The sequence below is a fragment of the Thalassobacillus sp. C254 genome, from assembly GCF_001310615.1.
On sequence record NZ_BAXQ01000005.1, the window covers coordinates 112234 to 138767 of the forward strand.

General features: G+C 38.1%; 29 protein-coding genes and 3 pseudogenes. 27 read left to right on the forward strand and 5 right to left on the reverse strand.

Translation table 11 applies throughout. The features are described 5' to 3' along the window. Nucleotides 1–35: 35 nt before the first annotated feature. From JCM19033_RS24155 to JCM19033_RS25280, 10 genes and pseudogenes are all read left to right on the forward strand, one after another. A complete protein-coding gene (locus JCM19033_RS24155; protein WP_198153438.1) occupies nt 36–392 on the forward strand; it encodes a carbohydrate ABC transporter permease in 357 nt (118 codons plus the stop codon). 35 nt (nt 393–427) lie between these two features. Next, nucleotides 428–973 carry a carbohydrate ABC transporter permease gene (locus tag JCM19033_RS24160; RefSeq protein WP_269758040.1) on the forward strand — a complete coding sequence of 182 codons (546 nt, stop codon included), beginning with the start codon at nt 428–430 and terminating at the stop codon, nt 971–973. Beyond that, entirely contained in the window at nt 970–1800 is an 831-nt protein-coding gene (locus tag JCM19033_RS07485) for a carbohydrate ABC transporter permease (protein WP_054635855.1), read from the forward strand. The genes JCM19033_RS24160 and JCM19033_RS07485 overlap by 4 nt, the downstream gene beginning before the upstream one ends. 44 nt (nt 1801–1844) lie before the next feature. Next, the gene (locus JCM19033_RS27275; RefSeq protein WP_269758041.1) at nt 1845–2972 is read left to right on the forward strand and encodes a TIM-barrel domain-containing protein; all 1128 of its coding nucleotides are present in this window, start codon (nt 1845–1847) and stop codon (nt 2970–2972) included. Then, entirely contained in the window at nt 2935–3918 is a 984-nt protein-coding gene (locus JCM19033_RS27280; RefSeq protein WP_269758042.1) for a TIM-barrel domain-containing protein, read from the forward strand. The genes JCM19033_RS27275 and JCM19033_RS27280 overlap by 38 nt, the downstream gene beginning before the upstream one ends. Further along, a complete protein-coding gene (gene xylA / locus JCM19033_RS07495; RefSeq protein WP_054635856.1) occupies nt 3897–5225 on the forward strand; it encodes a xylose isomerase in 1329 nt (442 codons plus the stop codon). Before JCM19033_RS27280 ends, xylA begins: the two co-directional genes overlap by 22 nt. Nucleotides 5226–5320: 95 nt before the next feature. Next, a pseudogene (gene xylB, locus JCM19033_RS07500) lies at nt 5321–6817 on the forward strand (xylulokinase). Between the two features lie 387 nt (nt 6818–7204). After that, entirely contained in the window at nt 7205–7885 is a 681-nt protein-coding gene (locus tag JCM19033_RS07505; RefSeq protein WP_054635857.1) for a CdaR family transcriptional regulator, read from the forward strand. Between the two features lie 337 nt (nt 7886–8222). After that, on the forward strand, nt 8223–8444 hold the full coding sequence (locus JCM19033_RS07510; protein ID WP_054635858.1) for a hypothetical protein: 222 nt from the start codon (nt 8223–8225) through the stop codon (nt 8442–8444). Beyond that, nucleotides 8428–9381 (forward strand): hypothetical protein, encoded by a 954-nt coding sequence (locus JCM19033_RS25280; RefSeq protein ID WP_054635859.1) that lies wholly within the window; start codon nt 8428–8430, stop codon nt 9379–9381. The genes JCM19033_RS07510 and JCM19033_RS25280 overlap by 17 nt, the downstream gene beginning before the upstream one ends. Before the next feature lie 328 nt (nt 9382–9709). Here the strand turns inward: JCM19033_RS25280 and JCM19033_RS07520 are convergent, their stop codons facing one another. Then, nucleotides 9710–10462, reverse strand: coding sequence for a sulfite exporter TauE/SafE family protein (locus tag JCM19033_RS07520; RefSeq protein WP_054635860.1), 753 nt, complete (start codon nt 10460–10462; stop codon nt 9710–9712). A 331-nt stretch (nt 10463–10793) separates the two neighbouring features. Further along, a pseudogene (locus JCM19033_RS07525) lies at nt 10794–11274 on the reverse strand (PaaI family thioesterase). Between the two features lie 511 nt (nt 11275–11785). Between JCM19033_RS07525 and JCM19033_RS25285 the strand changes: the two are divergent. The 7 genes and pseudogenes from JCM19033_RS25285 to JCM19033_RS07555 all read left to right on the forward strand — a co-directional run bounded on the left by JCM19033_RS25285 (nt 11786) and on the right by JCM19033_RS07555 (nt 18064). Continuing rightward, nucleotides 11786–12103, forward strand: a complete 318-nt coding sequence (locus JCM19033_RS25285) for an SDR family NAD(P)-dependent oxidoreductase (protein ID WP_269758043.1) — start codon at nt 11786–11788, stop codon at nt 12101–12103. A gap of 29 nt (nt 12104–12132) precedes the next feature. Beyond that, the gene (locus JCM19033_RS25290) at nt 12133–12507 is read left to right on the forward strand and encodes an SDR family NAD(P)-dependent oxidoreductase (RefSeq protein ID WP_269758045.1); all 375 of its coding nucleotides are present in this window, start codon (nt 12133–12135) and stop codon (nt 12505–12507) included. Between the two features lie 102 nt (nt 12508–12609). Continuing rightward, nucleotides 12610–12810: a hypothetical protein gene (locus tag JCM19033_RS07535; protein WP_054635861.1), complete on the forward strand. Its 201-nt coding sequence runs from the start codon at nt 12610–12612 to the stop codon at nt 12808–12810. Nucleotides 12811–12857: 47 nt separating this feature from the next. Further along, complete coding sequence (locus JCM19033_RS07540) at nt 12858–13625, forward strand: thiamine pyrophosphate-dependent dehydrogenase E1 component subunit alpha (RefSeq protein ID WP_269758065.1); 768 nt, start codon at nt 12858–12860, stop codon at nt 13623–13625. Beyond that, nucleotides 13626–14637: pseudogene (locus JCM19033_RS07545) on the forward strand (alpha-ketoacid dehydrogenase subunit beta). It abuts the gene before it with no gap. A 128-nt stretch (nt 14638–14765) separates the two neighbouring features. Continuing rightward, complete coding sequence (locus JCM19033_RS07550; RefSeq protein ID WP_054635863.1) at nt 14766–15929, forward strand: dihydrolipoamide acetyltransferase family protein; 1164 nt, start codon at nt 14766–14768, stop codon at nt 15927–15929. Nucleotides 15930–16366: 437 nt separating this feature from the next. Beyond that, a complete protein-coding gene (locus tag JCM19033_RS07555; protein ID WP_054635864.1) occupies nt 16367–18064 on the forward strand; it encodes a sigma-54-dependent Fis family transcriptional regulator in 1698 nt (565 codons plus the stop codon). Nucleotides 18065–18635: 571 nt separating this feature from the next. On the opposite strand, the gene JCM19033_RS07560 is transcribed toward JCM19033_RS07555, so the two are convergent. Genes JCM19033_RS07560 through JCM19033_RS25295 form a run of 3 tightly spaced genes read right to left on the reverse strand, consistent with a single transcriptional unit; the run spans nt 18636 to nt 20880 of the window. Beyond that, nucleotides 18636–19685 carry a phosphotransferase family protein gene (locus JCM19033_RS07560; protein WP_054635865.1) on the reverse strand — a complete coding sequence of 350 codons (1050 nt, stop codon included), beginning with the start codon at nt 19683–19685 and terminating at the stop codon, nt 18636–18638. After that, nucleotides 19685–20602 carry an acyl-CoA dehydrogenase family protein gene (locus JCM19033_RS07565; protein ID WP_269758046.1) on the reverse strand — a complete coding sequence of 306 codons (918 nt, stop codon included), beginning with the start codon at nt 20600–20602 and terminating at the stop codon, nt 19685–19687. The genes JCM19033_RS07560 and JCM19033_RS07565 overlap by 1 nt, the downstream gene beginning before the upstream one ends. After that, complete coding sequence (locus JCM19033_RS25295; RefSeq protein ID WP_269758047.1) at nt 20521–20880, reverse strand: acyl-CoA dehydrogenase family protein; 360 nt, start codon at nt 20878–20880, stop codon at nt 20521–20523. The genes JCM19033_RS07565 and JCM19033_RS25295 overlap by 82 nt, the downstream gene beginning before the upstream one ends. Before the next feature lie 137 nt (nt 20881–21017). On the opposite strand from JCM19033_RS25295, the gene JCM19033_RS25300 reads away from it, so the two are divergent. The 10 genes from JCM19033_RS25300 to JCM19033_RS07590 all read left to right on the forward strand — a co-directional run bounded on the left by JCM19033_RS25300 (nt 21018) and on the right by JCM19033_RS07590 (nt 26408). Continuing rightward, nucleotides 21018–21182: a PAS domain-containing protein gene (locus JCM19033_RS25300; protein ID WP_269758048.1), complete on the forward strand. Its 165-nt coding sequence runs from the start codon at nt 21018–21020 to the stop codon at nt 21180–21182. Further along, nucleotides 21182–22054, forward strand: a complete 873-nt coding sequence (locus JCM19033_RS25305) for a sigma-54-dependent Fis family transcriptional regulator (protein ID WP_269758049.1) — start codon at nt 21182–21184, stop codon at nt 22052–22054. The genes JCM19033_RS25300 and JCM19033_RS25305 overlap by 1 nt, the downstream gene beginning before the upstream one ends. Nucleotides 22055–22113: 59 nt before the next feature. After that, entirely contained in the window at nt 22114–22413 is a 300-nt protein-coding gene (locus JCM19033_RS25310) for a helix-turn-helix domain-containing protein (RefSeq protein ID WP_269758050.1), read from the forward strand. Nucleotides 22414–22584: 171 nt separating this feature from the next. Then, the gene (locus JCM19033_RS07575; RefSeq protein ID WP_269758051.1) at nt 22585–23679 is read left to right on the forward strand and encodes a class I adenylate-forming enzyme family protein; all 1095 of its coding nucleotides are present in this window, start codon (nt 22585–22587) and stop codon (nt 23677–23679) included. After that, nucleotides 23676–23747: a hypothetical protein gene (locus tag JCM19033_RS28035; protein WP_374701215.1), complete on the forward strand. Its 72-nt coding sequence runs from the start codon at nt 23676–23678 to the stop codon at nt 23745–23747. The genes JCM19033_RS07575 and JCM19033_RS28035 overlap by 4 nt, the downstream gene beginning before the upstream one ends. Next, a complete protein-coding gene (locus JCM19033_RS25315) occupies nt 23738–24184 on the forward strand; it encodes a class I adenylate-forming enzyme family protein (protein WP_269758052.1) in 447 nt (148 codons plus the stop codon). The genes JCM19033_RS28035 and JCM19033_RS25315 overlap by 10 nt, the downstream gene beginning before the upstream one ends. Before the next feature lie 38 nt (nt 24185–24222). After that, on the forward strand, nt 24223–24981 hold the full coding sequence (locus tag JCM19033_RS07580) for an SDR family NAD(P)-dependent oxidoreductase (protein WP_054635866.1): 759 nt from the start codon (nt 24223–24225) through the stop codon (nt 24979–24981). Between the two features lie 21 nt (nt 24982–25002). Next, nucleotides 25003–25758: a TIGR00366 family protein gene (locus JCM19033_RS07585; protein ID WP_054635867.1), complete on the forward strand. Its 756-nt coding sequence runs from the start codon at nt 25003–25005 to the stop codon at nt 25756–25758. Nucleotides 25759–25813: 55 nt separating this feature from the next. Continuing rightward, a complete protein-coding gene (locus JCM19033_RS28040; protein WP_374701216.1) occupies nt 25814–26209 on the forward strand; it encodes a TIGR00366 family protein in 396 nt (131 codons plus the stop codon). Further along, nucleotides 26142–26408: a TIGR00366 family protein gene (locus JCM19033_RS07590; RefSeq protein WP_054635868.1), complete on the forward strand. Its 267-nt coding sequence runs from the start codon at nt 26142–26144 to the stop codon at nt 26406–26408. The genes JCM19033_RS28040 and JCM19033_RS07590 overlap by 68 nt, the downstream gene beginning before the upstream one ends. Nucleotides 26409–26534: the final 126 nt, after the last annotated feature.

Sequence of the window (26534 nt, forward strand, 5' to 3'; positions counted from 1 at the left end):
CCAAGTATCACCTCGTCACTATAAGGAGGGTAAAGATGGAAAAAAGAGTAACTCAACTTGGAAGGAGCAATAATTTGCTTCTTCCAAGGTTGATTTTTAAAAAGAGCTTATTTAAGTATTTGTTTCTTTTACCAGCTCTATTATATGTCTTGATATTCATGATTTACCCTATCGCCTATAACATAATACTTAGTTTTCAAGATGTAACCTTAATGAATTTAGGAGCTGGTGGATCATTTATTGGAATTGAAAACTATGTACAAGTATTACAGAACCCTTTATTCTTAACAGCTCTAGGTAACACGCTTATTTATACTGTTTCTTGTATCGTATTGCAGTTTGGGATTGGATTTTTGTTAGCTTTGTTTTTTAATCAAGATTTCCCTTTTTAGAAACTTTTTTTCGTTCTATTTTATTGTTAGCCTGGATGACACCAATGGTTATAACAGGAACATTGTTTACTTGGCTGTTAGATGTTGATTACGGAATTATCAATTACTTACTAATACAATTGGGGATAATTGATCAATCAGTTAATTGGTTAGGTCAGCAAAGTACAGCTTTGTTCGCAGTGATAGTAACTAATGTTTGGATAGGAATCCCTTTTAACATGATCTTAATCCTGGCAGCGCTTCAATCCTTGCCAAAAGATATCTATGAAGCAGCTAGAATAGACGGGGCTTCAAAAATAAAATCATTTTTCTCTCTTACATTGCCACTGTTAAAACCTTCTCTATTAGTAATTCTTGTACTAGGTATTATTTATACCTTTAAAGTGTTTGATTTAATTTTAATTATGACTGGCGGCGGTCCTGTAAATTCAACTTATGTTCTACCTTTTTATGCATATGAATTGGCTTTTGTAAATTATGAATTTAGTCTAAGTGGGGTTGTATCAACTGTTATATTAGTCATTTTAACTTTTGTGGCTCTAATCTACATCTATTTAAGTAGAAAGGAGGAGACAGAGTGAAGAAATATACACTTAAACAATATTTGTTATTTGTAGCAGCAATATTTATAACAGGTATTTTTCTCTTCCCAATTTACTGGATGATTGCCACTTCCGTTAAACCATCATCAGATATATTTGCTATCCCTCCAGTCATTATTCCTGACACTCTTGATTTCAGTGCTTATATAAACAACGTTATTGAAGATCAAAGTGTTCTAATGTATTTGCGCAATTCTTTCATAGTAGCTATAGGAACTACCATTTTGACTCTCTTGCTAGCTCTTCCTGCTGCGTATGCGATGGCAAGGTACAGGTTAAAAGGGACTGGAGCATTCTTGCTTATCCTTCTTGTCACGCAAATGGTTCCGGGAATCATGATGGCAATGCCTTTGTTTATTTTCTTTAGTAATTTGAATTTACTCAATAGCTTTCCAGCTTTAATACTAGGCAACACTACAATAGCGCTCCCGTTTGCTGTATTAATCATGCGACCATTTTTTCTCTCAATCCCTAAAGGACTTGAAGAATCTGCTCTAATTGATGGTTGTAACCGTTTTACAGCATTTATAAGAGTTGTGTTACCACTGACGGGTCCCATGCTCTTAACCGTTGGGACATTTAGTTTCTTATTTGCTTGGGGAGATCTAATTTTTGCATTAACGCTTACTTCAGATGAGAGTGTTCGACCTTTAACAGTTGGGATTACTCAGTTTATAGGGCAATATGGAACGCAGTATGAAAGCTTAATGGCTGTAGCCACCGTAGCAGCGCTTCCTATAATCATATTGTTTATAGCTATGCAAAAGTACATTGTTAGCGGTATTACAGCTGGGTCTGAAAAGTGATAAACCACCCTTTACTAGCATACAGAAAATTGGAGGTATAGAAATTGAACAATTACTTTAAAGTAGAAAATCAAAGGTTAGTCAGGTTATATGACAGTGAGAAGCTCTGGGTAGAACCGTGGGGAGAAAATAGTTTTAGAGTGCGTGCCACTCATATGGAAGCCATGCAAAATGAAGATTGGGCATTGCTTCCTCCTGAAGACATTGAGGCAGATATTAGAATTTATGAAGAGAAAGCGGTAATAAAGAATGGAAAAATCAGTGCTGAAATTACAAACGGCGGAAAAATAACTTTCTTTAATAGTAAAGGAGAAATACTTTTAGAAGAATTCGTACGAAAAAGGGATAAAAGAGATGATGTCAAGGAGTTTAAAAGTGCCTTGAATATCGAAGCTAGAGAATTCAAGCCAATCCTCGGTGGAGATTACCAGTTAACTCTTCGGTTTGAGTCGCACCCAAACGAAAAAATCTTTGGAATGGGTCAATATCAACAATCAAATTTAGATTTAAAGAATTGTACATTAGAACTAGCTCATAGGAATTCTCAGTCAACAGTACCTTTTGCCTTATCTAGTCTAGGTTATGGTTTTTTATGGAACAATCCAGCTATTGGGAAAGTTGCTTTTAGTAAAAATATCACTGAGTGGTTTGTCCAATCAACAAAACAGTTGGATTTCTGGATTACCTCTGGTGACACTCCAGCAGAGATAGAAAAACAGTATGCAAAAGCTACAGGAACCGTTCCTATGATGCCTGATTATGCGATGGGCTTTTGGCAATGTAAATTACGTTATCAAACACAAGAAGAGTTGTTAAATGTTGCTAGAGAGTATAAAAGAAGAAACCTTCCTATTTCAGTGATCGTTATAGATTATTTTCATTGGACAAATCAAGGGGACTGGAAGTTTGATTTAGATTACTGGCCTGATCCTGATGGGATGATCCAAGAGTTAAAAGAGATGGGTATTGAATTAATGATTTCAATTTGGCCGACTGTAGATAAAACTAGTGAAAATTATGAAGAGATGCTTCAAAAAGGGTTGCTTGTTCGAACTGATAGAGGAATAAGAACAACTATGGATTTTCTAGGGAATACGGTATTCTTTGATGCAACAAACCCAGATGCAAGGAAATATGTTTGGGAAAAAGCAAAAGAAAAACTACTACGATAAAGGTACTAATTTATTTTGGTTAGATGAAGCTGAACCAGAATACTCTATATATGATTTTGATAACTATAGGTACCATAAAGGTCCCAATGTTCAAGTAGGTAATATTTATCCGGCTATGTACGCTAAAACTTTTTTTGACGGAATGAAAGAAGAAGGTCATGAAGGGATTATTAATTTAGTTAGGTCTGCCTGGGCGGGAAGTCAACGATACGGAGCTTTAGTCTGGTCAGGTGACATAGATTCAAGTTTTAAATCTCTTAGAAACCAGTTTTCTATTGGATTGAACATGGGCTTAGCCGGTATACCGTGGTGGACTACAGACATAGGAGGATTTCATGGAGGTTACCCGGATGACCCTTCTTTTAGAGAATGTATTGTTCGTTGGTTTCAATTTGGGGCATTCTGTTCTGTATTCAGGCTTCATGGAGATAGAGAACCGCATTCCGAACCATTAGGCACTAGCGGTGGAGGTCTCAGGGATAGTGGCGCTGATAATGAAGTTTGGAGCTACGGAGAGGAAGCATATAACATATTCAAAAAGTATATGACCATCAGAGAGAACCTTCGTCCTTATATCACAAAGTTGATGGTTGAAGCACATCAAGATGGAACACCACCTATGAGGCCCCTTTTCTATGATTTCCCAAAAGATAAAGAAGCATGGGACATAGAAGATACTTATATGTTTGGGCCAGATATTTTAGTAGCTCCTATTTTTTATGAAGGTGAGCGTTCAAGGAAGTTGTATTTGCCAGAAGGACAGGTTTGGAAAGACGTAAACACTCATAAGACCTATGAAGGCGGCCAATTTATAGAATGTTCTGCCCCACTAGAGTCTATACCAGTTTTTCTAAGAGAAGGGTCTGAGTTATCAGTAAATCTTTTGAAGAATAAAAATATTACGTCACTAAGAGGTGTAAGAAAATGGATTATTTCAAAAATATAGAAAAAATAAAATATGAAGGAATGAACAGTAATAACCCTCTTGCCTTTAAACATTATAATCCCGATGAATCAATCGCAGGAAAGACAATGAAAGAACTTCTTCGTTTTTCAGTTGCCTACTGGCATACCTTTACCATGGATGGCTCCGATCCTTTTGGGTCTCCTACCATGCAGCGACCTTGGGATCAGTATAGTGGGATGGATCAGGCTAAAGTTAGAGTTGAAGCAAATTTTGAATTCATCGATAAGCTTGGCTTTGATTACTTTGCATTTCATGATGTAGATGTGGCTCCAGAAGGAAGTAACCTAAAAGAGTATAATCAAAATCTTGATGAAATTGTTAGTCTTCTAAAAAAACAAATGAAAGCCCAGAATGTGTCTTTACTATGGAATACTTCTAATATGTTTAGCCACCCCCGCTTTATGTTTGGGGCAGCTACGTCAAACAATGCTGATGTTTATGCTTATGCAGCAGCTAAAGTAAAAAAGCAATTAGAGATAGCAAAAGAGCTTGATGCGAAAAATTATGTATTCTGGGGCGGGCGTGAAGGTTACGAAACACTTCTTTACACAGATACAAAATTTGAGCTTGATAATCTGGCGCGTTTTTATCATATGGCAGTTGATTACGCGAAAGAAATAGGTTATGAAGGTCAATTTTTAATAGAGCCAAAACCAAAAGAACCAACAAAGCATCAGTATGATTTTGATACGGCAACAACTTATGCATTTTTACAGCACTATAATCTGACAGATCACTTTAAAGTTAACATTGAAGCCAATCATGCAACATTGGCAGGACATACATTTGAACATGAATTACGATATGCTAGAGAGCACGGTATCCTAGGCTCTGTAGATGCTAATCAAGGAGACATGCTTTTAGGATGGGACACTGATGAATTCCCATCTGACATTTACAGTGCTGTGTTAGCTATGTATGAGATACTCAAAAACGGAGGTTTAGGTAACGGGGGACTCAACTTTGACGCCAAAGTTCGTCGACCTTCTTTTGAACCGATTGATCTTGTGCATGGACATATCGTAGGAATGGACACTTTTGCCTATGGCTGCAAGGTTGCTCAACAATTAATAGAAGATCAAGTCTTTGAAAATATCATTGCTAAGCGTTACTCTAGCTTCGAGGAAGGCGTTGGAAAAGCTATCATCGAAAATAAAGTTTCCTTTAAGGAACTTCAAGAGTATGCAATGGAGAACACTATTAAAAATGAATCCGGACATCAGGAAATGATAAGAGGAATATTGAATCAATATATTCTGAAAGCTGGAGTGCCGGCAAAGGTGTAAAACAAAAGCAGGAGCTGCAGGCAAGAAGCAGCTCCTTTTTATAGAGGGAATTACCTAGAGGTCTAAAATTCAATAAAAATGTAGGAGTGGAATGGATGGAATATGTAATTGGCATAGATCTAGGAACAAGTAGTGTAAAAGCTTTACTTGTAGATGAAAAAGGTAATGTAGCAGGTGAAACGACAGCCACGTATCCTATTTTTCATGACCATGATGGGTATAGCGAACAAGCTCCAGACGATTGGGTTAAGGAAACAAAAAATGTATTACGTGAAATTATTAACAAATATGATTTAAATAAAGACGATATCAAGGGATTAAGCTTTTCTGGACAAATGCACGGTTTAGTATTATTAAATGAAGAAAACAATCCATTAAGACGAGCTATTTTATGGAATGACACAAGAACAAATGAAGAGACAAAAGACATAGAAGAGGTGATCGGCCTAAATAGATTATGGAACATCACAAAAACAACCCATTGGAAGGATTCACTTGCCTAAGTTATTGTGGGTGAAAAGAATGAACCATTGATATATAAACAGGCTACAACCTTTTTACTGCCCAAAGATTATGTTCGTTATCGCCTCACTGGAAGAATGGGAATAGATCTATCAGATGCAGCAGGTACTCTTATGCTCGATTTAAACAAAAATGAATGGAGTACTGAGATCCTGGAAGAGTTGGGGATTCCCCATTATTTTTGTCCGCCTGTTTTTCCATCAGATACGTACTGCGGCGGACTTCTTGAGGAAGTTGCAGAAGAAATCGGTCTTTCAAAAGATACAAAGGTATTTGCAGGAGGGGCAGATAACGCATGTGGGGCTGTGGGAGCTGGGATACTATCTAAAGGAAAAACAATGTGTTCTATAGGAACCTCAGGTGTGCTTTTAACTTATGCAGGGGAGGAGAAGATGCATTTTAATGGAGATCTTCATTTTTTCAATCACGCCCCAGACGGTAAGTATTATGCTATGGGTGTAACTCTTGCTGCTGGTTACAGTTTGCAATGGTTTAAAGAGGTATTTTTAAAAGAACAGGATTTTAGTGAATGCATTGCTGCTACTGCATCTTTACCAGTCGGTTCGAGAGGTCTCCTTTTTACTCCTTATCTAGTTGGTGAAAGAACTCCGCATATAGATCCTTTTGTCCGGGGCTCTTTTATTGGAATGGATTCTTCTCATAGGAAAGAAGAGTTTGTGAAAGCAATCATGGAAGGAATAACTTTTTCTTTAAAAGAATCGCTAGATATTATTCAAGAAAATGGAATGGAAATAGACACTGTGATAGCTATTGGAGGAGGTGCTAAGTCGGAGGTATGGCTGCAAATGCAGGCTGACATTTTTGGTAAAAAGGTAGTAAGTCTTACAAATGAACAAGGCCCGGCAATGGGGGCTGCTATCATTGCGGCTACAGGTTGCCAGTGGTTTAGTTCTCTCCACGAAGCCGCCCAAAATTGGGTGAAGGAAGGAACAATAGTGACTCCCCACCCATCGAATGTTAAAGAGTATGAAAAGCTTTATCCACTTTACAAGAAAGTGTACCACCATACCAAAGGAATAACAAAAGAACTAGCAGAATTTCGTGGGTAATACCTTCCATATTCTTTTTCTCAAGAATTGATTAGTGGAGAAATAGTAATGCTTTAAGAGAATAAGGGAAAACTTTCAATTAAGTACAAAAGAGAATATGGTGTCTTTTGTTTAATATCAAGAGGTAGTGATTTAAGTTTATTTCAGAGGAGTATTCTTATGATTGAACAAATAAAGGAGTTGTTTCCAAAGGCTAGGTACCTTGAAGAGGTAGACGAATTAGCACTCCAGTCTTTTTCTTTTTTACAAATCAAAAGAGGGTAAATACATTGCTCTTCCTAAAGAAGGTGTGACTGAAAGAGAAAACAACTCTTATCTTTGTTTTTCACAAAGGTAAATTACTCATTCACACTCTATACTACAGAGGAGAAAGAGTGGTCCAATCATTTGTTTCATGGTCATCCTCTTAAGGATACATATAAAAAACAACCTTCCTTTCAAATGATCCACCTTAAGGGTGATCATTTACAAAGTGAGTATTCTGGTCTAAAAGAAGCTTTAACATATTACTTCGGTACAGAGGTTATATTAGTATTTGAAAAACCAGACTACGCGGTAGTCATCTTGTCAAATGCAAAGGAACAAGAAGAAATGCTAGAAGAAGATCAACTTTCAGAGATGATTATGGGAGATTTCCTAGTTAATATTTCCATATTTTTTGGAAGGTCCATTTGCAGTTACGATGACACAATAAAATGGTTTAAACTGGAAAAAGAATTATTTTCTAATGCTTACAAGCTTTGTCCAAAGAAAACCTTTCAAGCTTATGAGAGTATTCCTTATGTCATGGTTGAGAATGATAATGATGATATGTTGTCAAAGCGTTCATTGATTTCTTATGTTTTTGCTGAGCTAGAGAGAGAAGAGGATCTTTTTTCTACGCTAAAAATCTATATAGCATCTAACTTCAATGCTAGTTTAGCGGCGAAACGTCTTCACCTTCATCGAAATACACTTCAATATAGACTTGATAAATTTATTGATGTCACTGGAATGGATATAAAGAAATTTTCCATAGCAGCTGGTGTTTATTTTACCTTGATGATAAAAGAATCATTAAAAAACTAATTTATGATACCTAAAGCGGATAGATATCTACCAAGTGATTAACGGTGCCACAGAATTAAGGAGTGTACAAGAAGCATTGAATAATTTCTTTGAAGTAAGGGATTTAGCAGGAAAGAAGAGCTAAAAAGAAAAGCAGAAGCTAGTAATTTTTTTTCTGACTGAGCATATATTTTGTTTGAATCATAAAGAATTCGAGGGGGAGAGAAGAACTAAAAAGATAAAAATATGAAAAGGGTAAAACGATTGCTAAGGGATGTTTTCTTGAAAACATCCCTTTTTTTATAGATTTTTATCTGCTTAGCAGGATAGTCACAGGCTTTGTAGAGGGGGAGAAAAAATGGGGAGCGTAGCAGCGGGATTGCTGTTCTTTCTCGCTTTAGTCACCTTGTTTGGCAGCGGTGTGTGGCTTATCATTCATTTGATAAAAAGAAAACAAAGTGAAAAAACCGCTAATAGTCATAGGCAGTTGTATAGCGGTAATGTTTCTTTCATTACTCATACCCGAACCGGAAGAGGAGAGAAACATAGAGATAGAAGAGAAAATGGTCACCTACAGTGAGCTCCGGGAATTAATCAAAGAGGCAGAAGCAGACTTATTAGAAGTGGAAGAAAAGACTGCGGAAGCGGAAGAGAAGCTGAAAGCCGAAGAGGGAAAAATAACAGCAAAAGAGGAAGAAGTCAAAGAGGTGATGAATCTTATTGACCAAAAAAGCGTCATTAAAGAAGAATTGCAAGAGATAAAAGATATACTGGAAACAAAAAAAGCAGGATTTGAAGAAGAATTAAACAATGAAGTAAATGAGCTTGCTGAAATTTATAACAAGAAGAAAAAAGAGATAAAATCTGATATAAAAACCTTGGAAGAGAAGCTGGAAATTAAGGAAGCAGAAGTTCAGCAAGAAATGACTTCCTATGAGGAAGAAGGAGCAGCAAAGAAAGCGGGATTTGAAGAAGAATTAAACAATGAAGTAAATGAGCTTGCTGAAATTTATAATAAGAAGAAAAAAGAGATAAAATCTGATATAAATACCTTGGAAGAGGAGCTGGAAAAAAAGGAAGCACAAGTTCAGAAAGAAATGACTTCTTATGAGGAAGAAGGAGCAGCAAAAAAAGAAGAAATGGAGGCAGAATTGGCGTCGTTAACTAGTAAAATAGATTCTAATAAGGAGGAAAAAGAGGAAATTGAAGCTATAATTAATGAGAAAAAAGAGGAACTGGAAGCAATAGGTACCGTAATAAAAGAAAAAAGTGAAGAACCTGTTGTCCTTCCTGCGGGCATGTTTGTGGTGGGCCATGATCTCCCGGAAGGCCGTTACAAGGCCGTGCCTGAAGGCCAGGGTAGTAACCTATTTGTAAATGATAATGATGGAAGATCCATAGTAAATACTATTTTAAGTAACCGGAGTGACCATGGGGTAAATGAATATGTATTCTTTGTAACAGATGGATTTGTTATTGAATCAAGAGCTCCCGTAAAGCTTATTCCTATTGAGTAAGGGTAGAAGAACAATAGTTACTGAGCCTTTTTTTAGGGTTCATTTTTTTGTCTAAAAGGTAAAAGGAAGAGACCATACCAAGGATGTGAGAGACCAATTATAAAAAGGAAAGATTGCATGAATGTTAAAGAACAAGAAAATCTAGTAGAAGGATTAAGTATTTTATCACAAGATCAATGAGTTGAAGCTTTGAGTCTTTGTGAAAGCGTTAAAGATAATGATTCATCATTAAGATAAGGCATTACTATAAAACATGGAAAGGTGTAAGAACCTATACTAGAAAGAAAAAGAAGGTCCGTTGCTAGGAACAAAGCAGTGGACTTTCTTTTTATGAACCTACCAGAAGACGTATGCCTCCAATAAAGGCTAAGGCTAGAATTATATATTCAAAAAGACGTTGAGGGATTTTCTTTAAGGTTGTAATTCCAATAAGTGTTCCCAGTAGTACAGCTGGTATCATCCAAGCGTTTAAGGTCAGTGTTTGCATAGTTATTAAGTCAATTGAAACATACAGGGGGACTTTGATTAGATTAACAGTAAGGAAAAACCAAGCGCCAGTTCCTATGAATTCTTTCTTTTGGAGCCCAATGGATAGTAAAAATAAAGCCATGATAGGTCCGGCTGCATTTCCAGCCATCGTAGTAAAACCGGCAAGCGTTCCGAAGAAGGCTGTAAACCACACAGAGTCAGGAAGATTTTTCATCCACTGAGCACCCAGGCGGTCGTTAATTAGTTGAAGAATAGCCATTACCACCACAATGCTTCCTAATGTAACTTCAATAGGACGGCTGACATCTACAAAAAACAGAAAAATAAACCCTGCAGCTAACCCCCCTAATACCCATGGGACAAGACGAAAAAGCAATTTCCAATTAGCACTTCTCCGGTAATATGCTACAGCAATAATATCTGCCGTGATAAGCATAGGGAGAACGATACCAATGGAATCCCTTGCAGGGAAAACGGTAGCCATCACAGCTACGACAAATATGCCAAGGGTGGGGAGACCGGTTTTTGAAATGCCTATTAAGATAGCGCAGCCAATAACGATTAAAAGCTCTATTGTATGTAAATCTGCCAAAACGATTCCTCCACTTTTGATAGATATATTTTATTATGAGAATAGTAGTTAGCTAGTTAGTTTACGAATTAAGGAAGAATGACATCGTATGAAATTGAAGGCCTAATCTAGAATAGATTTCCTTTTCTGATCGTAACACGTGTTAACGTATTCGTTCGTTATCAAGGGAAGGGACTGCTGGCTTAGAGCGAAAGCTTCCTCTTGCTGGTTTGTATGAGAGCCATCCAAGAACGGCTGGGGAAAAGTGTAAAAGGAACTGAAAAACAAACAACTCCACACATACGAAAACCTACTATGAAGAGGAATGATCCGTCTCTTCATAGCAGGGCGGCTATTGTTGTGTTGAAAATGTGCCAGGCATCACGACAGCTACAACTTCTCCTGTCGCACATAGAACATCATTTGCAAAGACTTCAGTATGAACCTTCCACTTTTTTGGATGGATTTCTTCAATTGTTCCAATGGCTTTAAGTGGTGTATCTTTTGGCGTTGGCTTTAGAAAATCCACGTGTAATGATCCAGTTACAAAGCGGGGAGGTTCAGTGCCATCGCCAATATGATTTCCGTTTTTGTGATGCAGGCTAATGAAGCGGTCCCTGTCCCGTGACAATCAATTAAGGACGCAATCACACCGCCATAGACAAACCCTGGAATCGCCGTGTGCTCTTCTGATGGTGTATAAATAGTCACTGTCTGGTCACCATGCCAGCCTGTACGGAAGTGGTGGCCTTTTTCATTTAAGCGTCCGCAGCCATAACACCAGGCAATCTCTCTGGATAAATATCCTGAATAGCTTTATCTACCGTTTCCATAAATAGCCCCCCATCAAAGATATGATCCCTACTAAGGTTCGCCAAAGTGCACCATTTTCCTCTGTTAAATTAATGATTTCGGATCTAGTTTAAGAATTACAAAAGAGATTACTAATTATTAAATATAGTAGAAAACCGAGGGAAAGCCCATCGTCGTTAAGCACCTTTAAATTTTGCGTGCTCTTTTAATTTGTAATTCACTTTAAAAGTGACTTAATCAGAATCAAAAATAAGAATTTGAAAAAGAAAATTCGCAAAATTGATACAAATCACCATTCTTTATTATATAAAAGACTGGAAAATCAGCACATTTTATTTTGGAACAAATATTGCATATATAACAATAGTAAGTGGTGATTCAATAACTATCAAACACCCACTATCTAAAAAATAGTTAGAATTTTCAAACCTCAATTAAGTTAAGGGGGGAAAACTTAGTAGGTTAAAGTCAAACAACGAAATACATTATTAATTACATTTCTTTAAGTTTCAAGAAATAGGAGGAGGATAGATGAGACTTAATGATAAAGTAGCTATTGTAACAGGTGGGGGAAGTGGACAAGGTGAAGCTTCAGCAAAGTTATTTGCCAGTGAAGGAGCAAAAGTGATAATAGCGGAATGGAACGAAGAAAGCGGGAAGAAGGTCGAACAAGATATTAATGAGAAAGGCCACGAGGCTGTTTATATAAAAACAGATGTGTCGAATGAAGACAATGTACGATCTGTGATTAATCAAGTTATAGAAAAATATGGAAGGATAGATGTTTTATTTAATAATGCAGGGATTGGATTTTCCTCACGCTCAAAGTATAAGATGCTCCACTATTAGATACGCCTTTAGAAGATTGGAATAACATTATGTCAATAAATCTTAACGGTGTATACCTTATGTCCAAATACACCATTCCTTTTATGATTAAGCAAAAAGGAGGGAGTATTGTAAATAATTCCTCATTAAATGGATTGCTCGGTGTGACAGGAGCAGATGCTTATACTGCTTCTAAAGGAGGAGTCGTTTCTTTAACAAGGGTAATGGCAGTGGATTATGGACCACACAATATTAGAGTGAATTGTATTTGCCCAGGTGCTATTGATACTCCGATGATAGCAGAAGTTTTAAGTGATGAAGAAATCGCCAAAAACTTCCAATCAGGACCTCTGCGAAGAGTAGGGAAACCTGAAGAAGTAGCTTACGCAGCTTTATTTTATCATCTGATGAATCAAGTTATATAACGGGTCTAATTATGCCGGTGGACGGTGGCTGGCACGCAGTCTAGGGATAGATTATAAAGGAAAATATGAAAGCGTTTACAAATTCGCTGAGGAGTGATAAGAGTGGCACAGATTTATAATAAACAAATTAATGTAAGAGATTACAGCAAGGATATGTTACTGGATTTTTATAAAACCATGATAAAAATCAGGAAGTTTGATGAGAATTTAATAAAATTAATTCAAGATGGGAAGGTTTCAGGATTCTACCATTCTGGTATTGGATCTGAAGCCTATCGGCAGGTTCAATCGTTCATAACTTAAGAGAGAATGACTATCTTTACTACAATCATAGAGGGTGCAATCAGAAAATCGCAAAAGGTGTCCCGTTATCAAAACTATACGGTGATTTTATGGGAACAGTTGAGGGCACAACAAAAGGATTAGGTGCGGGGATTGTTCATAGTGCAGACCCTGAATTAGGAGTTTTAGGACAAGCTGGAACGATTGGCTCTCAACTAGGTATTTGTGTGGGAACGGCTTATTCATCTAAATTCCAAGGAACTGATCAAGTTACCGTTGTGTATTTTGGTGATGGGGCAGCTTCTAGAGAACCCTTACATGGTTCCTTAAACTGGGCTGGTTTATATAATCTACCAGTTATTTATATTTGTGAAAACAATGAATATGCCATATCTTGTCATGTGTCAGAAACCCATTCAGTAAAAGAACATATCGCTGACTGGGCTGAAGGTTACGGGATACCAAACTGTGTGGTAGATGGAAACGATGTAGTTCTTATGCATGAAGCTATGAAAGAAGCGGTGGAAAGAGCAAGAAATGGGGGAGGTCCTACCTTTATAGAAGCCCAAACGTTTCGTCATCGAGGGCATTTCGAAGGAGATCCCTATAACTATGTAGATCCAAATGTGTTAAAGGATTGGGTAGAGAACAGAGATCCCATTAAGAATTACGTCGTACAGCTATTAGATGAAGGAATGTGTTCAGAAGAGGAACTAGCAACTATTGACCATCGTGTAGACCAGGAAATACAAGAGGCTATTAAAAAAGCAGAGGAGGCGCCATTACCAGGCGCAGAAAGAATTTACGAAGGTTTATTCTCTAAGGAGGTATTATAAATGAGTACACTATCAAAACATACAGATGAAACGAAGGTAAGAACGATCACTATGAGGGACGCAATTATAGAAGCGCTCACAGAAGAAATGGAACGAGATTCAAGTACTGTCTTATTTGGAGAGGATGTGAGTAAATTTGGGGGCGTTTTTGGAGCTACAAAAGGCCTTCATGAGAAATTTGGAGACCGTGTATTTGAAACCCCAATTGCTGAATCTACATTGTGGCAGCTGCTTTAGGAATGGCAATTACAGGCGGAATGAGGCCAATTCCTGAGTTGCAATTTGGAGACTTTGTTGGTGTTGCCTTTGACGAGGTTTTTCATAAGCTTGGGAAGTGGCGCTGGATGCACGGAGGCCAAATGGAAGTACCAGTTACGTTAAGATTACCTATTGGGATGGCGGGAGGAGCGGGCCCGAACATTCCCAAAGTCCTCAAGCCTTATTTATGCATGGTCCTGGCTTACAAATAGCCGTACCATCTACTCCTTATGAAGCAAAAGGTTTATTAAAGACTGCTATTCGAGATAATAACCCTGTCCTCTTTTTTGAACATAAAGTGTTATATGATCTCAAAGGCGAAGTGCCTGAAGGAGAATACCTCCTCCCCCTTGGGGAAGCTGATGTAAAAAGGGAAGGAACAGACGTTACTATTATAGCTACAGCTCTGCAAGTGCACACTGCATTGGATGCGGCCAAGACATTATCCAATGAAGGAGTGGAAGCAGAGGTGATTGATCCTCGCACCTTAGCTCCATTAGACATGAACACAATATTGGATTCAGTCCGAAAAACAGGCCGCGTCTTAATAGTGCATGAAGAACCTAAAACCGGTGGATGTGGAGCCGAAATCGCAGCCCAGATCGCAGATGAGGCACTTTTTGATTTACAAGCTCCAATTAAAAGAATAGGGAGTCCAGATGTTCCAATTGCACAGAGTATATATTTAGAGCAGTTCTATAGACCAAATGAAAAACAAATAGTAAATATGGTTAATGAGCTCATGGAATATTAAGAGGAAGAGGTATTCTTTTCCATTATAGAAGATAGAAAGATTTTAAGCGTAATATTCCGAAAAATAAGAACCTTTGCATCATTATATCCATAGATATTTTCATAATTATATAAATGGGAGTGTTAAAAATGTTGGAAGTTAAATTACCGCGGCTAGGTGTAACAATGCAAAGGGGAACGGTTTCTAATTGGTTAGTGGAGGAAGGCGAGTGGGTAGACAAAGGGGATTTCTTATTTGAACTGGAATCTGAAAAATCAACCGTTGAAATTGAAGCCCAGGAATCTGGTGTTTTAAAAAAAATTTTTCTTCCAGAAGGAGAAGAAGTACCAGTTAACACTGTTATTGCTATAATTGCTGGAGAAAATGAGGAAGTTGATGTGTCGGCCTATACAGAAAGCTTGTCTTCCAAGGAGGAAGTGGCCGCGACTGAACAAGCCGTTATCAACCCAGAGGAAAAAAATAAATCGAACAAAAAAAATACCGGAGGTAAGATCGTACCTAAAGCTCGTAAGCTAGCCAAGGAGCTGGGTATCTCTATTGAAGAAGTTATTGGAACGGGAAAAGGGGGATTAATCACTGTCGAGGATGTAAAAAATGCATCAGGCTCAAATTCTTCTATATCTATAAAAGAAAAAATAGCCTTAAACCATATTAAGCGTTCAATGTCAGCAAATATGACGGACAGCTGGAATAACATACCACAGTTTACTCAAATGGTTTCGGTTAATATGGAAAACGCTTTAAAGGTAAAAAAAGAACTGGACAATATAAGCTTAAATGATATTATAATCAAAACAGTCGGGAACGCTGTGAAATCTTATTCCATAGTTAACAGCCGACTAGAAAATGATGAAATAACAGTATTTGACGAAGTAAATGTCTCTGTGGCTGTAAATAGTAAAGATGGATTGGTCGTACCTGTTGTAAGGAATGTAGAAAATAAATCTGTCACTGACATTTCAAGTGAAATAAAATCTTTAAACGAAAAAGCTAACAATAATAAATTAACAACTGAGGACTTTACAGATGGAACAATTACCGTTTCAAATTTAGGTAGTCTTGGAGTTGAGACAGGCACTCCAATTATAAATCCCCCCCAATCAACCATCTTATTCGCTGGAGCTGTTCAGAATAAGCCTGTAGTAAGTGCTCAGAATGAAATTATTGTTGCACCAATCATGACACTATCTATTTGTTACGATCACCGTTTTATTGATGGAGTCACGGGAGCCCAGTTTACTAATAAAGTAAAACAAGCCTTTGAAAACCTTACATCTGAAGATTTGAAGTAACAGGTAAATTTTAATAATAAGAAACCCTTCAGCAGCTACTTAATATATTTTAAGTAGCTGCTCTCTTATGTTTACAGGAAAGCAGCCGAGAGCTCAAAAAAGTTAAATCAAGGGGAAGGTTATTTATAAAAGGGAATAGAACTTTACCATACAGTTAAAAGTATAGTGCTTTTGAATTATTTTATGGTGGAGTGATTCTATGAAAGATATTTATTCTTTTAAAAGCCCCCATTATTCACAAAGAGCATCCACTTAAAGAGACGTGGTTAAATTATTTTAGAAAGGATGGAAATCTTGAGGGAGTCAGACCTGTTATTGCATCCTCTTGGAAACGTTCAAAAACCTATAATATAAACCCTAATACAATCCAAGCTTCAATATGCAGTGCAGAGTCTTTAATAAAAAAACAGCAGGAAAACAAGGAATTCTTATCTCTGATGCGTCCGTTTATGGATGACCTTTTTGAGATTGTAAAAGGAACAGACAGTCTCATCGCTCTTTCTGATAAACACGGGGTAGTTTTGGATTTATGCGGCGATAGTGAAATAGCTATGAATGCAGCACTGGTTAACTTTACAGTTGGTGTAGAGATGGCAGAGTCTTCAATTGGAACAAACTCTATAGGAACTACGTTAGCTTTAGGAAAAGCAATCCAAGTTATAGGGGCAGAACACTATTGTGCAGCGTGGCATCATTCTCATTGTGCTAGTGCTCCCATCGTATCCCCTTTTACAAATGAAGTCATTGGTGTGATTACGTTAATAGGATATGTGCACTCAGCTCACCCACACTCTCTTGGACTGGTGAAAACAGCCTCTGAGACAATCTCTAAGTTGATTGAGCAACAAGGAATCAAGAAAGAAAAATACATGATCAATAATTATTTTATGACTGCAATGGATTCGATCTCAGACGGAATTATGGTAATTAATCGCCAAGAGGAAATAATACAACTAAACAGTGAGGCCCGTTCCTTGCTAAAAGTTCCATCGTTGCAATCGGCTACGATTAAATTCAGTGATGTAAAACACTTTCACACTCTTCAGGAATTCTTAGAGGGGAATATAAATAAAACAGATAACATTTTACACGGTGAATTTTCACCTCAGGATGATAAACATAAAATATCGTTTACTTCGAAAAGAATTACCATTGGCACTGAACATATAGGGAATATAATCATTTTCAAAAAAAAGTTACTTCAGACTGCACAAAAATTGTCTGCGAAATACTCCTTTTCTTCCCTCATAGGCGCCGATCCATCTTTTACTCATGCTGTTAATAGAGCTAGAAAAGCTGCCAGGACAGATAAAAGTGTATTAATTTTTGGGGAAAGTGGAACAGGGAAAGAATTAATAGCTCAAGCTATCCACAACGAAAGCAATCGGAAAGATAAACCATTCTTGCCTATTAATTGTGCCTCACTTCCGAAAGAACTTATGGCTAGTGAATTATTTGGTTACACGGAAGGTGCTTTTACCAACGCTTCAAAAGGTGGAAAAAAGGGGAAGTTTGAAGCAGCGAATGGAGGGACTATCTTTTTAGACGAGATAGGGGACATGCCGTTGGATCTCCAGTCGTACTTGTTACGAATCATTGAAGAAAGGGAAGTTACTCCAATTGGTTCAAACCGGCCTAAGCAGGTTGATGTTCGAATCATTGCTGCCACAAATAAAGACTTAAGTAATTTGGTAAAGGAAAATAAGTTTCGATTAGATCTTTTTTATAGAATTAATGTCCTATCCATCAATATTCCACCTTTATGTAAGCGCAAACAAGATATAGAGTTATTTATTAACCATTATTTACCTTCGAAAAATTTCCAGGAAGATGTCCTTACCTATTTTTATGAATATGAATGGCCAGGGAATATAAGGGAAATCAAAAATGTTTTAGAGCAAATTGAAGTGTTTTGTGACGGGTCTACTGTGACGAAAGAATTTCTACCTGAATATCTCGAGGCAGGGGTAAAGAAGGAGGATGAGAAAACAAGCCTTTACCACACGATCGTCGGTGAAACAAAAAAAGATACAATAGTGACTGCCCTTAAAACTAGTCAGAATGTTGCTGAAGCCTCTGAGAAAATGGGTGTGTCCACAAGCACTTTGTATAGATGGCTCATAAATACCATGTAAATATTAAGGATTATATAAAAAACAAAAAGGATTAGATTAGAGGAGTACAAGGCACAAATCATCTAAATATATTTTAAATGCGAGAAGCTGTATCAAAAGCCCGCATCCTTTACAAGCATTAAAAACATGGCCGACAGGTCGTCTTCCTATCGCTGACGACGACCAACATGATCTTTCAGTATCAAATTCAAGAAATCCATAGGGGATACAACTGATTCATGGTAGACTCCTGGAAAATGATCGTTAAGTTACTCGTAAAAAATCGTCTTCTTTCAATTTTACTGAAAGAGGCTTTTTTTTGTTGCTTTTTTGGAGGATTCTTTGTCGATTATTTTTGATTGGCGATCAGGGGAGACGTCAGCGGAAAAAGCAAGAGCTGAAGGTCCACCGACGGTGCTCTTCCGTCGTTAGCTGAAGCCTTGCCCGCGGCAAGGGAACATGAGAGCCATTCATACGAGAGGGGAAGCGAATCCGAATAAAAATCTTATAGAATCAAAAAAAGGGGTGTCAAAAGATCATTTTATATGACCTTTTGACACAGCACCATTGGGCACATATGTTGGTTACCATTTTATAAAAGTACTTTTCTACTAGCTAAATGAGATTGTTCTATTAGGTTGTTAATTCCTGTATTTAATCTTGAAAAACGGGAGTCCTCTATCTCTCCTTGCCGCCATCTGTAATAAATTTGCTGTAAAATAACTGCAATTTTAAAAAAGGAAAAGGTTAAATAATAATCGATATTATCAACATTTCTCCCGCTTGCAAGCGCATATTTTTCAATAAACTCTCTTCTTGTCATGAATCCTTCACGGCGGGTAACCGAGGTCAATCCCGTTTCTTTATCATTCGGCTCCGTCCAATAAGCTACAGAGGTAGCTAAGTCTGTCAAAGGATCACCAACTGTACAAAGCTCCCAGTCAAACACACCGTTCACAACTGCTGGGTTATTGGAATCAAGCATCATGTTATTTAGCTTTAAATCATTATGCACAATGGCTGCAGGGGGGGAAGAGGGAAGGTTAGACTGCAGCCATTCAATGATCTCTTCTGCCAGAGGGTGTGGTTCGTCCGTAGAATGAAAATACCTTTTAGACCATCCTTCCACCTGTCGCTTTAAGAATCCTTCAGGTTTTCCTAAGTCTTTTATTCCGTTTTCATTAATATTAATATCATGCAGTTTAACAAGTGTATCAACAACCGTATTAGATATTTTTTCTTGCATAAAAGGAATATTTTCAATAGACGGAGGAATGTTGTCATCTAAGACTATCCCTTGCTTCTTTTCCATAATAAAAAAATGTTTGTCCATTAAGTGAGGATCATCCGCATATAACAAAGGCTGCGGTGCCAACGGAAATACCGGGTGAATTTTCTTCAATATATCAAACTCTCTTTTCATGTCATGGGACCTTGGCGGGATTTTTCCAAAAGGGGGTCTTCGCATTACCATTTCCAGTTTTCCTAGTTGAATAAAAAAAGTAAGATTAGAATACCCTGACGAAAATTGTTTAATGAGTAAGGGACTATCCATTTCTTCCGGAAAATGGGATCGTAAATAGATATCAACTTTTTCCCACTGAATGTTATGTTTTGCTTGATCAGTGATGTCAAGCTTCATTAAACATTCACCTCGCGTCCCTTTTGAAAAGCCTTAATAATCGTGCGGGCCACAACCATTCTATGAACTTCGTCTGGACCGTCATACAATCGTGCAGTGCGGGCTTCCCTATAAAATCCTTCAAGCGGAGTATCCCCCGTGACTCCTAAAGCCCCGTGTACTTGAATGGCTCTGTCAATTACGTTATGAAGGACATTAGCTCCATAGAATTTAATCAATGAGATTTCTTTTCTCGCTTCATCTCCCTGGTCCATTAACCATGCTGCGTGAAGTGTCATCAAACGGGCAGCCTGGGTTTCGGCGGCTGAGTCAGCGATGAAATTTTGAATCGATTGAAATTCTGATAGCTTTCTACCTCTGGTTTCTCTTTTCAGAGCATAATCTACCATAAGATCCATGCTTCTATGGCAGACTCCGAGCCACCTCATCGCATGAGTAATTCTTCCAGGACCTAAGCGCAATTGAGCAAGTTTAAATCCCTCTCCTCTATTTCCAACAATATTATCTTTAGGGATTCTGCAATTTGTAAACCGGACTTCACAATGGCCGCCGGTAAAGTGATCACCGATGACTGGAACTTCTCTGACAATCTCAAAGCCAGGGTTATCGGTATCTACTAAAAACATGCTTGTCCGCTCATGAGGAGAAGCATCAGGGTCTGTAACCGCTATCACCAGTGCGAAAGAGGAACCAATGGCACCAGTTGTAAACCATTTATGTGCATTAATCACCCACTCGTCTCCTTCAAGTTCAGCTGTCCCTTGTAATAAACGGGGATCTGATCCTGATACTTCAGGTTCAGTCATTGCAAAGCAGGAGCGGATTTCACCATTTGCTAAAGGTTCAAGATACTTTTTTCTTTGTGCTTCTGTTGCAGCATGTACGAGTATCTCACCATTTCCTGCATCAGGAGCCATGGACCAAATATATATGGGGCAATGGGGCTTCTTCCAATTACTTCAGACAACAAACCTAAAGATAAGAAGCCGGATCCCATTCCACCATATTTCTTTGGAAGGTGAGCTGCCCATAATCCTGCTTCTTTTACTTTTTGTTGAAGCGGTTTCAAAATATTCTCTGGAAGGCCGCGATGAGGGACGAAGTATTGTTCATTAGGATATACGTATTCCTCCATGATTCTTTCTGCTTTTTGAACCATTTCTGCTTGTTCAGGTGATGGACTAAAATTGTACATACGTTAACAACCTCCTTTACGGAATATATAATGCAGGAATCGTGCCAATTTTTAAATATATTAGAAATATTGAAAAATACTAAAAGTTAAGTACAATTAATAACATTGGGACCACTGAAGAAGGAGGAATCTATTCTATGGAAATTGCAGCCTACGGAAATGAAATACATCAAAACCATAGGCTTCTCGATTCAATTATTCATAATAGTTACGACGGGATTTATGTATCTGATGGGCAAGGGAATGGCGTTCTTGTAAATGAAGCTTATACAAGAATCACAGGGTGGAGAGAAAAGAGTTAATGGGTAAGAACATGGCTGATGTGGTGAAGAATGGAATTGTCTCAGAGTCCGTTACTTTCAAGGTTCTGGAACAGAAAAAGAGTGTAACCATTGTACAGCGAGTGAAAGGAAAGGAAGTATTAGTCACGGGCAATCCTGTATATAACGACCACGGAGAGATTTCCTATATTGTTACGAATGTACGAGATATAACCGACTTAAATCATACAAAGATGGAATTGAAGAAGCAAAAGGATTCTAATAAAAAAATGAGAGAACAAATAGAAGTTTTTAAAAAGAAGGAAGGAGTAAAATTGCTCCTTGATGGCATTGTTGCGCAAAGCAATGAAATTATCAAGGCTGTCTCCTTGGCCAAAAAAGTATCCGAAGTTGATTCTACTGTAATATTACTTGGTGAATCGGGTGTAGGAAAGGAAGTTTTTGCGAACATGATTCACATGGGAAGCCACCGATCTCAATCTCCCTATATAAAAGTCAACTGTGGGGCAATCCCAAGTCAGCTGCTGGAAGCAGAGCTTTTTGGTTACGAAAAAGGGGCTTTTACCGGTGCGGATCAAAAAGGTAGGAAAGGTTTATTTGAAGAAGCTGAAAATGGAACGATATTTTTGGACGAGGTAGGAGAGGTACCTTTAGAGCTTCAGGTTAAATTGCTGAGGGTTCTGCAGGAATTTGAAGTGAGAAGAGTAGGGAGCGCCCTTTCCAAAAAAATAGATGTCCGTGTTATTGCAGCGACTAATAAAAATCTAGAAGAAATGGTCGAGAAAGGAAAATTCAGAGAAGATCTTTATTACCGCCTGAACATTATCCCTATTACAATACCCCCGCTCCGTGAAAGAAGGCAGACATTGCACCTCTTGCTTATTTTTTCTTAAGTAAAATGAATAATAAGTATCATTTCAACAAACGGTTTCAGCCAGAGGTTATATCTATAATGGAGCAATATCACTGGCCGGGAAACATACGAGAAATGGAAAACTTGATTGAGCGCTTAGCTGTGACTTCAGAGTATGAAATGATTGAAATTGACAGCCTTCCCGCACGTATGCGGGAGGCAACAAGGGATGAGCCAAGTACGTTAAAGGCAGCTATCGAAAACCTTGAAAAAGATATGATCATTCAAAGTTTAAAAGAACAAAGGACGACAAGAAAGGCTGCCGAGAAACTTGGAATCAGTCAATCCAGTATTGTTAAAAAAATGAACAAGCTGAATATATCGAAGGGGATGTTTTGATTACAAACTGAATCATTGATTCGAAAAGTAATCAAAAAAGTAGTAATAATTTATAGAAAATTTAGTTAACTCCTTATTTACAGGAGTTCTTTTTTTGGCATGTCTATTGCATTATTGATACTTATAAAAAAGTGGCAAGAAATGAAAGCGCTTTTTCGAAGGGGTGGAAATATGCTGGAAAATAGACGAGTACATGACAGGGAGGTAAAAGTTTTTAAAGATAGACCTCACACAGTAGGTGAACTGTTTTTCTCTTCTCTTACAAAATATCCGGACAAAGAAGTCATCGTTACGGAAAATGATCGAGAAACATACAAAGAAATGGGAGACAAGGTTAGCACGATTGCAACAAATTTAAAGAAAGAGTTTGGCGTTAAGAAGGGAGACAGAGTATCGCTGCTTTTATCTAACAGACCCGAATTCATTCATGTAACGGTAGCCTGTTCCCTTATTGGAGCGGTCATTGTTCCTTTAAATACGAGGTTATCGAGCCAGGAACTGAAATACATGATCAACCATTCTGAATCTAAGATTTTAATATCTGAGGATGAATTTATTGATAGCGTTTTATCTATACGAGATGAACTGTCTATTGATTTGTCCTTAATATTTACAAACGCTGAAGGGTCAAACCGTGGTTTTCAGAATGCTTTCACTTTGTACACAGGTGAGCTGCCCTTATGCAGTGAATGGGAAACATCTGTTAACGAAGAGGACCCCTTTTTTATTATGTATACGTCAGGAACGACAGGACAGCCGAAGGGAGCCATAGGCAGTCATTTAAGTGTTGTTCATAGTGCGTTAAGCTACAAAGAAGTCATGAAAACTAATAATAGTGCCAAAACACTTATTGCTGTTCCACTTTTTCATGTAACTGGTTTTATTGGACAGCTCATCCATATGCTTCTTGTAGGAGGAACAAGTGTAATCATGCCCAGGTATCAAACTGAGAAATATATAAAATTACTACACCGGGAGAAGGCCACCTTTTTATTTAATGTACCGACTATTTATATTATGTTACTTTCCCACCCTCTATTTAAGAAATATACCTTCGACTTTGTGGAAACCATTGCTTATGGTGGAGCACCCATGTCTTACGAGACGATCCAAAGACTGAGAGGAGCAATTCCAGGAGTAAGGCTTCACAATGCATACGGGGCAACAGAAACATCTTCCCCTACAACAATCATGCCAGTGAAGTACAGTGATGATAAATTGGTTCTGTCGGCCTTCCTGTTCCGGGAGGTGAAGTCAAGGTCGTGAATGATGAGATGGAGGAACTTCCGTTAGGAGAAGTAGGAGAACTGCTGATTAAGGTCCTATGGTCGTGAAAGGGTATTGGAAAAATGAGGAAGACAACAAGGCTTCATTTATAAACGGGTTCTGGAAGTCTGGTGATATGGCACGGATTGATCACGAGGGGTACGTTTATATCATGGATCGGAAAAAGGACATGATTAACAGGGGTGGCGAGAAGGTATTTTCCGCTGAAGTTGAAAACATTTTGTATGGTCACCCTAATGTCCTTGAGGCAGCAGTAGTAGGAGTACCGGATCGTCTTTTTGGAGAACGAGTAAAGGCCTATATCGTTCCTAAGGAAAAGACATTGCCTAAAGAAGACTACCAAACTTATTTATCTGGTAGATTGGCAGATTATAAGGTGCCATCTGAAATTGAAACCATTGATCAACTCCCAAGGAATCCAGGAGGAAAAGTATTGAAAAATCGTCTAAGTAAAATGGAGAGCAGCCAAGTAAGCGAAGGATGAAAAGAAACTGCAGACTACTAAAAAGGAGGAATACACAAATGTCGTTATTTCGTTTGGATGGAAAGGTTTCATTAGTGACAGGAGGAAGCAAAGGAATTGGTTTTGGAATGGCTCAAGGACTTGGAGAACATGGGGCAAAGGTCGTTATAGCGAGCAGAGGAAAAGAAGACCTGGAAAAAGCTCATGAAAAACTGATTCAACAGGGCATCGAGGCAAGCTACTACCCTTTAGATGTTACAAATAAAGAAGATGTAAATAGAGCAATAGATTTTGTCGTAAGCAAGTATGGGTCATTAGATATATTGGTAAATAACGCTGGAACAAATAAAAGGAAACCGCTCCTGGAAGTGGAGGAGGAAGACTGGGAGCTGGTACTGAACACGAATTTAAAAGGGATCTTCCTCATGGGACAGGCTGCAGCAAGACAGATGACAAAACAAGAAAGCGGAAGAATTATAAACATTTCCTCTATATTTGGTGGTGTGGGAAAGGCTTACCAAAGCAGTTATGCTGCAAGTAAAGGGGGGATAAATCAATTGACAAGAGTATGGGCTGATGAATTATCAGAGAAAGGAATCACAGTGAATGCAATTGCACCAGCCTATATTAAGACGCCTATGACAGAACAATGGCTGGATGATAAAGACAGATATCAAGAAATTGTGAACAGTACGATGGTCAAAAGAGTGGGAAGGTTGGACGAGCTTAAGGGACCGGCAGTTTTTCTTGCTTCCGAGGCATCTTCTTATGTGACAGGCCAAGTGTTATATGTAGATGGCGGTTGGACAGCAAAATAATACTCATGAGGAGTGATCAATTTGGAACCAGCCAAAAAAGAAATCACGATACAGAAGGGTACCTATGCCGAACCGAAAAATAATATAGTCTCCCGACTAGCCCTGTTCTTTTCAAAAATAGCGGAAAAATGGCTTCCGGATGCTTTTGTATTTGCGGTTATATTAACGTTAGTCACATTTTTAGGAGGTATGTTAATAGTCGATAACTCTCCTTATGAAATGCTTATACACTGGGGCGATGGGTTTTGGTCACTTCTTGAATTTACTGCACAAATTATTACTACTTTTATTATGAGCTATGCTTTAGCATTAACGCCTCCGGTCTCAAGAACACTTGAGAAAATAGCCAAGAAATGCTCCACACCTAATATGGCTATTCTGGTTGTGACCTTTACAGCATTAGCAGCGTCGTTAATCAGCTGGGCATTTGGGTTGGTAGTTGCAGGTATTATGGCTAAACTAGTTGGAAGGCAAGTAAGGGATGTAGATTATAGAGTATTGGTTGCTGCGGGTTATTCTGGGTTTGTAATATGGGAAGGCGGATTGTCATCTACCCCTTCATTGTTTGTGGCCACCAGCGGTCATAACTTTGAGGAGCTGGTTGGGGTCATTCCTACAACAGAAACACTGTTATCAGCGTTAAATATTACTCTTGTGCTTTTTATCTTTTTGACCCTGCCATTTGTTATGAAATTAATTCACCCCAAAAATAAAAATGATCGTTTTATTATTGATCAAGAATTATTAGAGGATAAAAAAGTAGAAGAAAAAGCCTGAAGAAAAACTAGAAACAAAGAAAAATCCAAATGATAAACTGAATCAAAGCAGGTGGATCGTTGGGATTGCAGGTCTTATGGGGGTTTTGTATTTAGGCAATCACTTTATTGTAAACGGTTTCATTTTAGACTTGAACATTGTTAACTTAATATTTTTGTCCTTCGCCCTCTTGTTGTACGGAAATGTAAAAGAATTAGGAAACGGCTTATTAAGAGCTTCGTCAAGTGTAGGACAATTCGCTTTGCAATATCCTTTTTATGCTGGAATCATGGGTATGATGACAGCGAGCGGACTAGCCATTTGGCTGTCTACCTTCTTCGCTGATATAGCTACTAATGAAACTCTGCCTCTATTTACATTTTTTTGCGAGCGGTATTTTGAATATGTTTGTTCCGTCTGGCGGCGGACAGTGGGCAATTCAGGCACCGATCTTTCTTCCAGCGGCTGTTGAGATGGGGGTAGACCCTTCAAAAGTAGTCCTGGCCGTGGCATGGGGAGATGCATGGACCAACATGATTCAGCCATTTTGGGCCATTCCTCTTTTAGCAATCGCGGGCTTGAAAATTAAAGATATTATGGGCTTTACTGTTATTACACTTCTTTATACCGGAGTTATTATCGCTGCAGCTCTCTATCTTTTCGGTGTATAATATTCTAATTTAAATTGGATGAGCTTCTCCATGATAGAAACGAGGAGTACATTTTCCCACTACAAGGCTGATACAATATGTTTCTTGTCTCACAGGGTGACACAAAAAAATATAAAAGTTGAAACA